Annotated in this window: 14 protein-coding genes; 8 read left to right on the forward strand and 6 right to left on the reverse strand. The window is 36.6% G+C overall.

From position 1 onward, the window contains the following. Positions 1–36: 36 nt before the first annotated feature. The 5 genes from AC1DDK_RS06815 to rpsT all read right to left on the reverse strand — a co-directional run bounded on the left by AC1DDK_RS06815 (position 37) and on the right by rpsT (position 3,408). A complete protein-coding gene (locus tag AC1DDK_RS06815; RefSeq protein WP_048907319.1) occupies positions 37–234 on the reverse strand; it encodes a hypothetical protein in 198 nt (65 codons plus the stop codon). A 2-nt stretch (positions 235–236) separates the two neighbouring features. Next, positions 237–1,643, reverse strand: a complete 1,407-nt coding sequence (locus AC1DDK_RS06820) for a radical SAM protein (protein ID WP_172661242.1) — start codon at positions 1,641–1,643, stop codon at positions 237–239. After that, on the reverse strand, positions 1,640–2,377 hold the full coding sequence (locus AC1DDK_RS06825) for a prolipoprotein diacylglyceryl transferase (protein WP_288882239.1): 738 nt from the start codon (positions 2,375–2,377) through the stop codon (positions 1,640–1,642). Before AC1DDK_RS06825 ends, AC1DDK_RS06820 begins: the two co-directional genes overlap by 4 nt. A gap of 5 nt (positions 2,378–2,382) precedes the next feature. Beyond that, positions 2,383–3,081 carry a RadC family protein gene (gene radC, locus AC1DDK_RS06830; protein WP_172661244.1) on the reverse strand — a complete coding sequence of 233 codons (699 nt, stop codon included), beginning with the start codon at positions 3,079–3,081 and terminating at the stop codon, positions 2,383–2,385. A gap of 72 nt (positions 3,082–3,153) precedes the next feature. Further along, on the reverse strand, positions 3,154–3,408 hold the full coding sequence (gene rpsT, locus AC1DDK_RS06835) for a 30S ribosomal protein S20 (RefSeq protein ID WP_048907321.1): 255 nt from the start codon (positions 3,406–3,408) through the stop codon (positions 3,154–3,156). A gap of 420 nt (positions 3,409–3,828) precedes the next feature. Here rpsT and purN point away from each other — a divergent pair, with 420 nt between their 5' ends. The 7 genes from purN (at position 3,829) to rodA (ending at position 11,713) form a co-directional block, all read left to right on the forward strand. Next, the gene (gene purN, locus AC1DDK_RS06840) at positions 3,829–4,407 is read left to right on the forward strand and encodes a phosphoribosylglycinamide formyltransferase (protein ID WP_172661245.1); all 579 of its coding nucleotides are present in this window, start codon (positions 3,829–3,831) and stop codon (positions 4,405–4,407) included. 73 nt (positions 4,408–4,480) lie between these two features. Continuing rightward, positions 4,481–6,007 carry a bifunctional phosphoribosylaminoimidazolecarboxamide formyltransferase/IMP cyclohydrolase gene (purH, locus tag AC1DDK_RS06845; RefSeq protein WP_288882238.1) on the forward strand — a complete coding sequence of 509 codons (1,527 nt, stop codon included), beginning with the start codon at positions 4,481–4,483 and terminating at the stop codon, positions 6,005–6,007. 88 nt (positions 6,008–6,095) lie between these two features. Continuing rightward, on the forward strand, positions 6,096–7,118 hold the full coding sequence (locus AC1DDK_RS06850) for a rod shape-determining protein (RefSeq protein WP_048907325.1): 1,023 nt from the start codon (positions 6,096–6,098) through the stop codon (positions 7,116–7,118). Positions 7,119–7,161: 43 nt separating this feature from the next. Next, entirely contained in the window at positions 7,162–8,001 is an 840-nt protein-coding gene (gene mreC, locus AC1DDK_RS06855) for a rod shape-determining protein MreC (protein ID WP_172661247.1), read from the forward strand. Further along, positions 7,991–8,506 (forward strand): rod shape-determining protein MreD, encoded by a 516-nt coding sequence (locus tag AC1DDK_RS06860; RefSeq protein WP_172661248.1) that lies wholly within the window; start codon positions 7,991–7,993, stop codon positions 8,504–8,506. The genes mreC and AC1DDK_RS06860 overlap by 11 nt, the downstream gene beginning before the upstream one ends. After that, a complete protein-coding gene (gene mrdA / locus AC1DDK_RS06865) occupies positions 8,506–10,452 on the forward strand; it encodes a penicillin-binding protein 2 (RefSeq protein ID WP_172661249.1) in 1,947 nt (648 codons plus the stop codon). Before AC1DDK_RS06860 ends, mrdA begins: the two co-directional genes overlap by 1 nt. Further along, positions 10,445–11,713, forward strand: coding sequence for a rod shape-determining protein RodA (gene rodA / locus AC1DDK_RS06870; RefSeq protein ID WP_172661250.1), 1,269 nt, complete (start codon positions 10,445–10,447; stop codon positions 11,711–11,713). The genes mrdA and rodA overlap by 8 nt, the downstream gene beginning before the upstream one ends. Before the next feature lie 2 nt (positions 11,714–11,715). Here the strand turns inward: rodA and AC1DDK_RS06875 are convergent, their stop codons facing one another. Continuing rightward, positions 11,716–12,765: a hypothetical protein gene (locus AC1DDK_RS06875; RefSeq protein ID WP_288882234.1), complete on the reverse strand. Its 1,050-nt coding sequence runs from the start codon at positions 12,763–12,765 to the stop codon at positions 11,716–11,718. A 98-nt stretch (positions 12,766–12,863) separates the two neighbouring features. On the opposite strand from AC1DDK_RS06875, the gene AC1DDK_RS06880 reads away from it, so the two are divergent. After that, complete coding sequence (locus tag AC1DDK_RS06880) at positions 12,864–13,454, forward strand: thymidine kinase (protein ID WP_048907331.1); 591 nt, start codon at positions 12,864–12,866, stop codon at positions 13,452–13,454. The last annotated feature ends 8 nt before the right edge of the window (positions 13,455–13,462 follow it).

Consider the following 13,462-nt stretch of genomic DNA (forward strand, 5'->3'; position numbering starts at 1 on the left):
AATATTTTAAAGGGGAATGCTAAAAGAGAAATGCCATTAATGCATACCTCCCAATCCCGATAACATAATGGCACATGCTCCTGCTCCTATTACTAATAAGATAACTGATAGAATAACCAATCTGAGACCCGGCTTTACAGGTTTGTTATTTGCTGTCGCTACAATCATCATGATAATACCAACTATAAATATGATGGCAACAGCTGCCCAATACAATAAAAGAAGAGCAATCATAATTACTGTATTAATTTAAAACGTTCGTTTAACTTTTCTCTGATATCATCGATTTTATTATCTCTGTAAAAAATATTCATTGTTTCAAATGGGATGATCTTCATTTTATCACTCACAATATGAACACATGATTTTTTTACTGCCCGTACATCAAAATCCAGAGGATCCATAAAGTTCATTATAATGATGCGAAACAGGTTATTATAATTCAAATGATCTGATTTTACTCTTGGCAAACAACACATAAGCTCTCCAAACTCTCCCTCTGCACAATCAACAGATATTCCTGTACTAAACAAATTCAGCAGATGCTCCTTCAGTTTCTCATCATGTTCAAAAACGATGGTGTTTTTTGAATTGTTCAGCAAATCTTCTGGATTAATTAAATGTGTCATAGGTATTACGTCATCCCCAATTTTTAACGCATAAGCCATACAAAGTGCATCAGGGTTACAAGGCACCGGAATCAGGTCCTGCGGGGTAAACAATGGGTACTGTTCATATATTTTCCTACGAACCTCTGTAAGCGTTATCCTTCCCTGCTGATCGTTATAATTGTCATTTCTGCCGGCAACCTGGGTTGGCTGAAATGTTACTCCACGCACGCATTTTTGTTTTAAAGCGTAATCTAGGATATCACCAATTTCATGGTCATTCAAGCCTTTTTGTAACGTTACCACCAATGTGGTCGAAACATTAAACTTATTTAAATTATCTATCGCCTTTTTCCTTACTTCTGTAAGGTCTTCTCCTCTTAACTTTGTTAAAACGGCTGCATTAAAACTGTCAAACTGAAGATAAATTTCAAAATCAGGCATATATGAGGCCAGCTTTTCAACAAAATTAATATCCTTTGCAATTCTAATTCCATTTGTATTTACCATTAGGTGTTTAATGGGCTTACTCTTTGCAAGATCAAGAATTTTAAAAAAGTCGGGATGCACAGTTGGCTCGCCTCCAGAAATCTGAACCACATCCGGCTCCCCTTCATTCGCCACTACCGTATCCATCATTTTATTGATTTCTTCAAGAGTTCTGTGCCTACCATAACTCGGAGAAGACATAGCATAACAGGTTGGGCAACTTAAATTACATCGGTCTGTTACTTCTATTATTGTTAAACACGAATGCTGTTCATGATCTGTACAGAGGCCACAATCATATGGGCAACCATAATGTACCTTGGTATTAAATTTCAAAGGCATCTCAGACTGTTTGTTGTAATTTCTGATCTGCTTGTAATACTCTACATCGTCGGCAATCACAACTTTACTATCGCCATGGGTTTTACAATGTTTTAGCATATAAACCTTCTCATCCTGAAAAACAATTTTTGCATCTATTAGTTCCAGACATTCCGGACACAGACTTTTTGTATAATCGTAATAGATATAATTTCTTATTTTCATTTGAGGATGCTATTTGAGATGCGAAGAATAAATTTGTAATAATAGTTGAATATAAACAATGAAATCCAATGGATCACACTTAAATCCAAAAACAATGGGTGATACGGTTTAATAAATTCTACCAGAAATCGATATAAAAAATATAAAACCATAAACAATTTAAAGTGATCGCCATTGATCAGCCTCTTTTTCAAAAAAATAAAGAATAGGAAAAGAAACACCATATAGATCATTTCATAGAGTGCCACTGGATGTCTTTTTAAACCATCACCCAGATCCATCCCCGTAAAAAAATGTGTTTCAACACCAAAAGTGGGCTCATCTATACCCATTAAAAAACAACCTATGCGCCCAATAAACAAGGCAACTATAATTGGTATTACATAAAGATCACCGGAGGCAATCTTTACGCCTATAATTTTTTTGATAAGCTCTACGCCAAACAACCCTCCAATAAAACCTCCTGCGATAGTTTTATTACTGAAGAATGCCAGCAAACTTAAATGTTTTATTGATTCCGGATCCTCAAGCGCAGCAATGACCCGGGAGCCAATAAGTGCACCAATCATTGCCCCCAGCATAATCCACAACCTGTTTTCATCAGAAATAGGATCAACTATCTTTTTCTTTAAGAAATAATAAACCCTAATGCCTATAAGAAAGGCTAGTGTTTCAAAAATATAATGCCAATGATATAACTCACCAAAAAGCTCAAAACGAACGGGAAAATTCATGTTTATCAGATTAACCCTTGATCTCCGAAGCTATAATATCCCTTATCTGCAAGAATAAGATGATCCAATACTTGTAAATCAAGCATCTTCCCTCCCTCTACCAGCTTCTTTGTAAGCTGTAAATCCTGACTGCTGGGCTTCAGATTTCCTGAAGGATGATTATGAGCAAGAATAATAAAAGCTGCGTTATGTTCAAGTGCAGTTTTAAAAATAATTTTTGGGTCTGCTACCGTACCTGCCAACCCACCTTTGCTAATAATCTGCTTTCCGATTACCCTATTTGCCGTATTTAAGATCAAGATCCAAAACTCTTCATGATTTAAGTCGGCAAAAACCGGCATCATTATTTCAAAGGCATCCTTTGATGATGCTATATGCACCACCTCTGTTGCTCCTGTATCCTTTCTCCTACGACCCAGTTCTAATGCGGCAACTATAGCTATTGCTTTTGCTTCTCCAATGCCTTTAAAGTTCGAAAGGCTTTTAACAGAAACTTTGCCTAGTGCATCCAGATCATTTCCATACTCGGCAAGTATTCGTTTGCTTAGATCAACAGCACTTTCATTTCTGTTTCCAGAACCAATTAAAATAGCTATAAGCTCGGCATCGGTTAAATGCCTGCGGCCGTTAAGTAATAGTTTTTCGCGAGGCCTATCTGCCTCTGCCCATAATTTTATCCCCAGTTTTGGTTGATATGGTTTCATTGGAACGCTTTTTTGAACATAAAAAAAGGGATATGCAATGCATATCCCTTTTACAATATTGTAAAGCTATGTTTATTTTAAGCTATTAACAAACTTAGTTAATTTAGATTTGTTGTTAGCTGCTTTATTTTTGTGAATAACGCTTTTTTTGGCTAAACGATCTAACATAGAAACTACTTTAGGAAGTAATTCTAGTCCTGTTTTTTTATCTTCAGCAGCACGCAGTCTTTTAATAAACGTACGAGTTGTTTTTGCTTGATATCTATTACGTAAACGTTTAGTTGCGTTTGCTCTAATTCTTTTTAATGAAGATTTATGATTTGCCATTTTTTGTTATTAAAATATTTTATGTTGAGACCAGCTCTTTTATTTCTTCTTATTTTTCGGACTGCAAATATAGAACTAATGTTTTTAAAATGCAAAATCAGAACATAAATATTTTTTTTAATCTTCTCCAACATAAATACTTGTATCATCAATATACCACATTAATACATGTTAGATATTAGATAAATCGAATTTAGAGCACCAATTGTTCGAAAAAAACACCTGTTTTGCGAAGTAATGTCGAACCAGCGTCGAACCAGCAACATTCTAACACAGTGCCGATCAATACCAACAGCTATATTTATCAATCAAAAAACCGAATTAAAAGCTTTCATTAAACGCTTAAAATGCTATTTTTGGACATAATGATAACATTACTACCTTTGAAAAAGAATAAATAGCCTCAATTTATATTGCCCCATGAAAAAACGTATAGCCATATTTGCCTCAGGGTCAGGATCTAACGCCCAAAAGCTAATGGAGCATTTTAAAAATAACCCTGAAGTAGAAATTGCATTGGTGCTTACCAACAACCCTGATGCCTACGTTCTACAGCGTGCAGACAATTTTGAAATCCCTTCTCATATTTTTGACAGACATGAATTTTATCAAACCGATAATATTATTGATCTGCTAAAAAATCTGGATGTGGATCTGATTGTATTAGCAGGATTTTTATGGCTAATCCCTAAAAATTTAATAAATGAATATCCGGGACGTATTGTAAACATACACCCTGCTATATTACCTAAGTTTGGCGGAAAAGGAATGTATGGAGATCATGTACATAATGCGGTACTGGCTGCCAAGGAAACTGAAGGTGGCATAACAATACATTATGTTGATGAAAATTACGATGAAGGAGAATATATTTATCAGGCAAAATACCGTATTGACAAAGACGATAATTTGGAAATGATTAAGTTTAAAGGCCAGCAATTAGAGCACCAGCATTATCCCCGTATCATAGATGGGATTATTAAAAAGATAAAAAAATAGTATATTTTTATTATTTAGGCATACTAATTTCTCGGTTAAAAAAACTAATTTTGCGGCTCAAAATTTTTCTCTAATGAGTCAATCGATAAAGATCAAAAACGCTTTAATTTCAGTTTATTACAAAGATGGTTTAGAGCCTTTAGTTCGCCTGCTGGCAAAACAAGGTGTTCAATTGTTTTCTACCGGAGGTACAGAACAATTTATTAAAGATTTAAATTTACCTGTTACCGCAGTTGAAGACCTTACGGGTTATCCTTCAATTTTAGGCGGAAGAGTTAAAACTTTACACCCTAAAGTTTTTGGTGGTATTTTAAACCGCAGAGCTTTAATTTCAGATCAGGAACAAATTTCTCAGTATGAGATTCCAGAAATAGATCTTGTTATTGTTGATTTATATCCTTTCGAAGAAACACTAAAAGCTGGTGGTTCTGAAGAAGAAATTATTGAAAAAATAGACATCGGTGGCATCTCACTGATCAGAGCAGCAGCTAAAAACTTTAATGATGTAGTAATCCTTGCTTCTAAAGATGATTATTCAACTTTACAGGAGCAACTGGAAAATCAGAATGGAGAGACTACTTTAGCTCAACGTAAAGCATACGCCAAAAAAGCATTCCATACTTCTTCTAACTACGACACTGCAATCTTCAATTATTTCAATATTGAAGAACCGCTTAACGTATTTAAACAAAGTATCAGCAAAGCACAAATCTTAAGATATGGCGAGAACCCACATCAGCAAGGTGTGTTTTATGGCGATTTAGATGCAATGTTCACTAAATTAAATGGCAAAGAGCTTTCTTACAACAACCTTGTTGACGTTGATGCTGCTGTTGCATTAATTGACGAATTTGAGGCGCCTACATTTGCTATTTTAAAACATACAAATGCTTGTGGCGTAGCTTCAAGAACAAATCTTTTAGATGCCTGGAACGTAGCTTTAGCTTGTGATCCGGTTTCTGCATTTGGTGGTGTATTAATTGCCAACAGAGAGATTGACCTTGCTACAGCAACAGAAATTAATAAATTGTTTTTTGAAGTATTAATTGCTCCTTCTTATCAGCCTGAAGCTGTTGAGCTTTTCCGTGCTAAAAAGAACAGGGTAATTTTACAGAGAAACGATGTAGAATTGAGCAAAAAACAATTTAAAACTTTGTTAAACGGAGTTATTGAGCAGGATAAGGATTTAGTTATCGAAGGTCCGGATCAAATGACCGCTGTAACAGAAAAAGCACCTACTGCCCAGGAATTAATTGATCTGCATTTTGCAAATAAAATTGTAAAGCATACAAAATCAAACACCATCGTATTTGTTAAAAACGATCAGCTATTATCTAGCGGTGTTGGTCAAACTTCAAGAGTTGATGCATTAAAACAAGCAATTGTAAAGGCAGAGGCTTTCGGTTTTGACTTAAAAGGCTCTGTAATGGCTTCAGATGCATTTTTTCCGTTCCCTGATTGTGTAGAAATTGCTGCTGAAGCAGGAATTACTGCAGTTTTACAGCCAGGTGGCTCTATTAAAGATGCTGATTCTGTAAATATGGCTAATGAAAAAGGTATAACGATGGTTACTACTGGCATCAGACATTTCAAACACTAACTTTATTTGTCTCTCAATACAATAAAAAGACGTAGTTTTACATTACTATAGTACACAGAATTTTTAATACTTAAATTATCACCTATAAATGGGTCTATTTAATTGGTTTACACAAGAAGTTGCTATCGATTTAGGTACGGCAAACACCTTGATTATACATAATGACAAAGTAGTAGTTGATGAACCTTCAATTGTTGCTTTTGACAGACAAACAAATAAAATTATAGCAATTGGCAGGCAGGCCATGCAAATGGAGGGTAAAACCCACGATAACATCAGAACAGTTAGACCACTTAAAGACGGTGTTATTGCTGATTTCAATGCTGCTGAAGCCATGATCAAAGGTATGATCCGCATGTTAAATGGCGGTAAAGGCTGGATGTTCCCTTCGTTAAGAATGGTAATCTGTATTCCCTCCGGTATTACTGAAGTTGAAAAACGTGCAGTAAGAGATTCAGCGGAAATTGCAGGTGCTAAAGAGGTTTATCTGATCCATGAGCCTATGGCTGCTGCAGTAGGTATAGGTATTGATGTGGAAGAACCAATGGGCAACATGATCATTGATATAGGTGGTGGTACAACTGAGATCGCGGTAATCGCTTTATCAGGTATTGTGTGTGATCAGTCTATCCGCGTTGCGGGAGATAACTTTGACTCTGATATTGTAAACTACATCCGTCGCCAGCACAACATTATGATTGGCGATCGTACTGCTGAAAAAATTAAAATTGAAGTTGGTGCTGCATTACCTGAATTACAGGATCCACCAGCTGATTTTGCGGTACAGGGAAGAGACTTGATGACTGGGGTTCCTAAACAGATCACCGTATCTTATACTGAGATTGCGCATTGCTTAGATAAATCAATTTCAAAAATCGAAGAGGCTATTCTTAAAGCTTTAGAGATTACTCCGCCAGAGCTTTCTGCTGATATTTACCAAACAGGTATTTATTTAACTGGTGGTGGTGCATTGCTTCGTGGTTTAGATAAACGTGTAGCTGCTAAAACGAAATTGCCTGTTCACGTTGCAGAAGATCCTCTTCGTGCAGTTGTACGTGGTACAGGTATCGCCTTAAAAAACATTGGCGGTTTCAAATTTTTAATGCAATAATTAAATGAAGATAAACTAAGGGCTTCCCTCTTATATTTAGAATATGCGTAACCTTTGGATTTTTATAAGCAGATATAACGCATTTTTCTTCTTCATCATTTTCTTTACTGTTGGAGTTGTTCTTACCGTAAGAAACAACTCCTACCAACGAAGTGTAACCATTAACTCGACAAATAAAGTTGTTGGTGATGTGTACAACAACCTTAATGTATTAAAAAAATACATTAACCTGGGTTCTGTAAATGATAGCCTGGCAGTAGAGAATGCGAAACTGAAGACGGAGATACTTGCCCTTAAAAATATAGACACGGCTAAGGATGTTGTAGTAAAAGACACGGCCGGAGTACCTCAATACACTTATCTTTCGGCCAGGGTTATTAAAAACTCCATTACCAACCGGAATAACTTTATCACTATTAATCGTGGCAAAGCCGATGGCATGGAAACTAATATGCCTGTCATTTCGCCAGGAAGGGGCGTTGTAGGCTTTGTACAGGATGTTTCTGAGCACTTAGCTACTGTACGTTCGCTACTACATAAGGACACGCACATTAGCGTGAGCCTAAAGAGAAACAATGCGGTAGGATCGTTAGTATGGGGCGACAGAAATTCCGATTACAGAAAGGCCTATATTAAAGATATTCCTAATCACTTTAAAGTAAATCTAAAGGATACGGTAGTTACATCGGGGTTCTCATTTTTTCCTTCGGGCATTCCTGTGGGCACAGTTAGTAACACTGGCATATCCACCGGAGATAACTTCATGACCATTGAAATCAATCTGTTCAATGATTTTAGTACCTTACAATACGTTTACGTCATTAAAAATAAACTAGCAAAGGAACAAACAGAATTAGAAGCGAAATTACCCAATGAGCAGTAGATTAGTATTAACAAACGTAGTCAGGTGGTTTATACTACTTTTATTTCAAATCCTTTTACTAAGGAATTTGAGTTTCTACAATATGGCAACTCCTTTTGTTTACATATTGTTTTTGCTATTGCTTCCATTTGGAATTCCCAACCTGTTACTTTACTTAATCGCCTTTGTTACCGGTTTAACTCTTGATGCATTTTATGATACATTGGGTGTTCATACCGCAGCTTGTGTAACTTTAGTTTTTGTAAGGATACTGTTTATTTCTGTAACGGTAAGCAGGGATGGCTTTGATGAACCGGAACCTACTCTGGGAAATATGGGCATTAAATGGTTTCTTCTATATGCTTTTTTATGCACTTTTGCACATCACATTGTGCTGTTCTTTTTAGAAACATTTAGATTAACTGAATTTTCATACACGCTACTAAAGTGTCTTTTAAGTGGAATTTTCACACTGTTTCTTGTTACCTTGATCGAGTTTATATTTTATAACAGAAAGGTACGCTAATGGATAATCTGTTTAACCGAAAATATATTGTACAAGGATTATTCATTGTTGTTTCATTGATATTATTAGGTACACTTTTTTATATACAAGTATTTAGCGACAAATATTTCCTTTCTGCAGAGAGTAATGTGTTGAGGAAGCTTTACACTTTTCCGGCCCGTGGGGTTATTTTAGATAGAAACGAAAAGATTCTTGTACAGAATGAGCCGGTATACGATTTAATGGTTATACCTAACGACGTAAAAGAATTTGATACGCTTGCTCTTTGTGGCATTATTGGTATTGATACCATAAAATTCAAAAAGAATTTTAAGAAAGCTTTAAACCAGTCGAGATACCAACCTAGCATATTTGAAAAACAACTTTCCGTAAGTATTTATCAATCGCTGTCAGAAAAACTATATCGTTTCCCTGGTTTTTTTGTACAAAGCAGAACGATAAGACAGTATCCCGATAGCATAGCCGGTCACTTTTTAGGGTATATAAAAGAAGTAAGCCCTACCGATATTGAAAGATCTGAAGGCTATTACAGACCTGGAGATTACATAGGAAAAACAGGTGTAGAGAAAGCTTATGAAACTGCGCTAAGAGGTGAACGGGGTGTAGTAAATATGCTTTATGATGCGCACAATGTACCAAAGGGTAGTTATGCGGAAGGGAAATTCGATACTTCGGCGGTTTCAGGAGAGCAATTGATATCTTCTCTGGATGTAAGAATCCAGAAACTAGGTGAAGAATTACTGAAAAATAAGGTAGGCAGTATAGTAGCAATAGAACCTGCTACTGGCGAAATCCTCGCTTTTGTAAGTAGTCCGGGTTATGATCCGAATTTAATGGTTGGCCGCCAACAGGGCAATAATTATATGGATTTACTTAAAAATCCAAACCGTGTGCTTAACATTCGTCCTATACAAGGTTATTATTCGCCAGGATCTTCTTTTAAGCCTTTAGATGCGCTGATTGGGCTACAGGAAGGCGTTATTGATGAGAACACCACATTTAATTGCCCGGGCTATTTCCGTGTTGGAAACCACACTACTAAATGTGAGCACGTTGACGGAAATATTGCATTGCGAAGAGGTCTTGCCAGATCATGTAATACTTATGCATGTTATGTATTTCAGAAACTATTAACACAGAAAAAATTTAATAGGAATCAGCAAGTAGCATATGATTACTGGCAAAAGAAAGTAAAGCTCTGGGGCCTTGGCGATACCCTTGGTATAGATTTACCGGGAGAGCGTAAAGGAAGGCTATACGACGCATCTTATTATTCAAAAAAGTACAGCAAGTATTGGGGCTATTCAACTGTAATTTCGTTAGCCATTGGGCAAGGCGAGATGGATGCAACCCCTTTACAGATGGCAAATATTATGGCGGCCATTGCTAATAAAGGTTATTATATAAAGCCTCACCTGGTTAAATCTATCGGAAAAGATCATGTGATTAGAAAGGAATATCTAAAGAAAAACTATGTTGGTGTTGATGCAGCACACTTCGGGCCTGTAATTGATGGAATGCAGGAAGCAGTAAATTCGCCGTGGGGTACTGCTTTGGCTTCGAGAATAGATGGAATTATAATGTGTGGAAAAACAGGTACTGTACAAAATCCACGTGGCAAAAACCACTCCGTATTTATTGGCTTTGCCCCCAGAGATAATCCAAAAATTGCCATCGCAGTTATTGTAGAAAATGCTGGCTACGGGGGCACTTATGCGGCGCCAATTGCAAGTTATATTACAGAGAAGTATCTTAAAGATAGTATACCTCCAAACAGAAGAGGTGGAGTAGAATGGATGAAAAAACAAGTTATTCTTCCTGCGCTACCAAAACCAAAAGTGAAAACCAAAGCAGCCCTTATTGATTCTGCTAAAAAAGCGGATTCACTTAAAAAAAGCATTAATGCTGTTGAACCAAAAAAAGTGATAGATAAAAAAAATGACTAATCAGCAAAGCAACAGATTCTTCTTCAATGTAGATTGGATTACTATCCTAATTTACATTGCTTTGTGTGCGGTTGGTTACGTAAATATTTATGCTTCAGTACATAACACGACTGACACCTCTGTGTTTAATTTTGGCAGCAATTACGGAAAACAATTGATCTATGTTATTGCGGGTCTGGTGTTGGGTTTTTCAATTTTGCTATTGGATGCCAAGTTCTTTAGCGTCTTCTCGCCTATTGTATACGGTGTTACAGTACTACTACTCATTATTGTTTTGGTGGTTGGTAGAAATGTCGGTGGTAACCAGGCCTGGATATCACTAGGTGGTGGGTTTCGATTGCAACCCTCTGAGTTTGCGAAGTTTGGTACGGCTCTATTGCTCGCCCGGTATATTAGCAGCTTCAGTCCTAAATTCAGAGATTTAAAATCTATAGCTTTTGCGGGATTGATTATGGGCATTCCTCTTGTGCTTATCATGCTTCAGCCTGATGCTGGATCGGCTCTTGTATTTTTGGCTTTCATGTTTCCAATGTACAGAGAAGGTTTATCTGGTTACTTTTTGCTGATCTTTTTAGGAATGATTGTGTTATTTGTGGCCGACTTCCTTGTTCCATTAAAAGTATTAATTCCTACTATTCTGCTTATTGGAGGTTTCTTTGTTTATCAAAACAAGCGAAAACAGAAGGTTATGTTTTCTGCAATTCTTGTAACAATAATAGCAATTGCTTATTTATTTGTGGTAAAACTAGCCTACGAGAAGGTTTTGAAACCGCATCAACGTACAAGGATAGAGCTGATATTAGGATTAAAGATAGACCCAAAGGGTGTTGGTTATAATGTGATACAATCTAAAATAGCTATCGGTTCGGGCCAACTTACAGGTCGTGGTTTTTTACAGGGGACCCAAACTAAATATGGTTATGTTCCAGCTCAGAGTACTGACTTCATTTTCTCTACAATTGGAGAAGAATGGGGTTTTGTAGGTTGCTTTGTAGTGATTGGATTGTTCTTATTCCTCTTACTTCGCTTAATTAACCTTGCAGAGCGACAGCGATCTACATTCTCCAGAGTATATGGTTATTGTGTTGCCAGTATCCTGTTCTTCCACGTATTCATAAATATTGGTATGGCCATAGGCATTGTGCCTGTAATTGGCATACCCCTACCTTTTATCAGTTATGGAGGATCATCGCTTTGGAGTTTTACAATATTGTTGTTTATATTCCTTAAGCTGGACTCAAACAGAATGGGCTTTATCTAAGCCTATGAAAAACGCTGACTTAGCAATTCGTAAAATTTATCTACAGTAGTCTGTTTTGAAGCCCAGTTGTTCTTCTCTGCATAGTTATTTTTTAGGAACGTATCTGCAGTCTTTAAATCAGGCATTTTATTGATCAGGTCGATGGCTTCGGAATAAGCAAGATTATAGCCATTAAACAAATCCTTAATGTATAATAGTTTTTCATTAAGAGTTATTCCTTTTTTAAGATCTGTTATTGTGGGCTTGTTGCTTTCCAAATTCAAATTAACAGAGCTATTATTGTTCTTGCCTGCCAGAATATCGTTTAAGGTAGGCCTTACATTACTTACAGGCTCTTGTTGTATTGGTTCTGGTGTAGTTTCATTTACAAAAGCTTTGGCTGGCTCAGGGGCTTTAAAAACAACAGGTTCAGGAGTAGGTATTGGAGCAGGTTCTAGCGCTTCTGGTTCTTCCTGTACTTGAACGACTGGTTCTTCTTTATAAACAACGGGTTCCTGAATTGGTTCTGGTTCCTCGTCAATTGTTGCTTCTTCAATTCCGCTAGTCACAAGAGCAGGTTCCTGAGTTACTTTTTCAGTCGGCTGCTGATCAGTTGTTTCAAACTGCGACTTGCTTTCCATTAACCTCTGCTTTTCAGCAATAATGCGTTCTTCTTCTTTACTTAATGGCCTGTCAAAAATACTATCAACAGATTTTTCTTCGAAGTCAAACTTATCAGTTGATGAATTATCATTTAAAATAAATTCAAAAGACGGAACGTGGTTCTTAACTTCTTCCACTTCCCGAACATTCTCTGGTTCTTGAGAAATTAAAGGCTCTTCCTTTTCTACAACACTGTCTAAAGTATGTTCAGGTATTTCCTTTACAGGCTTATTGTTATTTAACTTCTTTACAATTTGAACATGATCCGACAAAAAATTGGCATTTGCCATAAACAGTTCCAGTTCTAACTCATTCAATTGCTCTGGATTATGAGCTAAAAACTCGTACTGATCTTGAAGTTCGTTTAGTATTTGTCCTATTTTTTTGAAAATATCACCTTGGTTCATCATAATTTAATAACGGAAGAATTGACTTTTTATGTTGGTAACTTGCCATTCAAAAGTACTACAAAATTCTGATATTAGCAGGCTATAAGTACTACAATACGATGTTATTCAGCGAACAAAATTACAGAAGAGGAGAGTTTTGCGGTAGCATAGAGGTAATTTGCGGCTCTATGTTTTCGGGCAAAACAGAAGAATTATTAAGGAGATTAAGAAGGGCTCAAATTGCTCAGCTGAATGTTGAAATCTTTAAACCTAAAACAGATACCAGATATGACGAAAATGCAGTGGTGTCTCACGATTTAAATTCAATTCAATCAACACCGGTAGAAACATCATCTTCAATACTACTTTTAGATGCCAATACTCAGGTTGTCGGTATTGATGAGGCTCAGTTTTTCGATGAAGACCTGCCTGACGTATGCAACAAACTTGCTCAAAAAGGAATAAGGGTTATTGTAGCCGGGTTAGATATGGATTTTCTTGGTAAACCTTTCGGTCCCATACCAGCGCTAATGGCTATTGCAGAATTGGTAACAAAGGTAAATGCAGTTTGTGTTCGTTGTGGTAGTCCGGCGATGTACTCTTTCCGTAAAGTTGCTAGCGAATCGAAAATATTATTAGGCGAAAAGGACAGTTATGAGCCTCGTTGCAGACGGTGCTATCATTTGGCCGATAACGTTATCCTGAATTAAAAAGCATA

The organism is Pedobacter sp. 05T44, from assembly GCF_056395985.1.

What these genes read in the sequence shown, in the direction of transcription:
- AC1DDK_RS06815 (WP_048907319.1), bottom strand. Translation starts at nt 234, where the DNA reads ATGATTGCTCTTCTTTTATTGTATTGGGCAGCTGTTGCCATCATATTT.
- AC1DDK_RS06820 (WP_172661242.1), bottom strand. Translation starts at nt 1,643, where the DNA reads ATGAAAATAAGAAATTATATCTATTACGATTATACAAAAAGTCTGTGT.
- AC1DDK_RS06825 (WP_288882239.1), bottom strand. Translation starts at nt 2,377, where the DNA reads ATGAATTTTCCCGTTCGTTTTGAGCTTTTTGGTGAGTTATATCATTGG.
- radC (WP_172661244.1), bottom strand. Translation starts at nt 3,081, where the DNA reads ATGAAACCATATCAACCAAAACTGGGGATAAAATTATGGGCAGAGGCA.
- rpsT (WP_048907321.1), bottom strand. Translation starts at nt 3,408, where the DNA reads ATGGCAAATCATAAATCTTCATTAAAAAGAATTAGAGCAAACGCAACT.
- purN (WP_172661245.1), top strand. Translation starts at nt 3,829, where the DNA reads ATGAAAAAACGTATAGCCATATTTGCCTCAGGGTCAGGATCTAACGCC.
- purH (WP_288882238.1), top strand. Translation starts at nt 4,481, where the DNA reads ATGAGTCAATCGATAAAGATCAAAAACGCTTTAATTTCAGTTTATTAC.
- AC1DDK_RS06850 (WP_048907325.1), top strand. Translation starts at nt 6,096, where the DNA reads ATGGGTCTATTTAATTGGTTTACACAAGAAGTTGCTATCGATTTAGGT.
- mreC (WP_172661247.1), top strand. Translation starts at nt 7,162, where the DNA reads ATGCGTAACCTTTGGATTTTTATAAGCAGATATAACGCATTTTTCTTC.
- AC1DDK_RS06860 (WP_172661248.1), top strand. Translation starts at nt 7,991, where the DNA reads ATGAGCAGTAGATTAGTATTAACAAACGTAGTCAGGTGGTTTATACTA.
- mrdA (WP_172661249.1), top strand. Translation starts at nt 8,506, where the DNA reads ATGGATAATCTGTTTAACCGAAAATATATTGTACAAGGATTATTCATT.
- rodA (WP_172661250.1), top strand. Translation starts at nt 10,445, where the DNA reads ATGACTAATCAGCAAAGCAACAGATTCTTCTTCAATGTAGATTGGATT.
- AC1DDK_RS06875 (WP_288882234.1), bottom strand. Translation starts at nt 12,765, where the DNA reads ATGATGAACCAAGGTGATATTTTCAAAAAAATAGGACAAATACTAAAC.
- AC1DDK_RS06880 (WP_048907331.1), top strand. Translation starts at nt 12,864, where the DNA reads ATGTTATTCAGCGAACAAAATTACAGAAGAGGAGAGTTTTGCGGTAGC.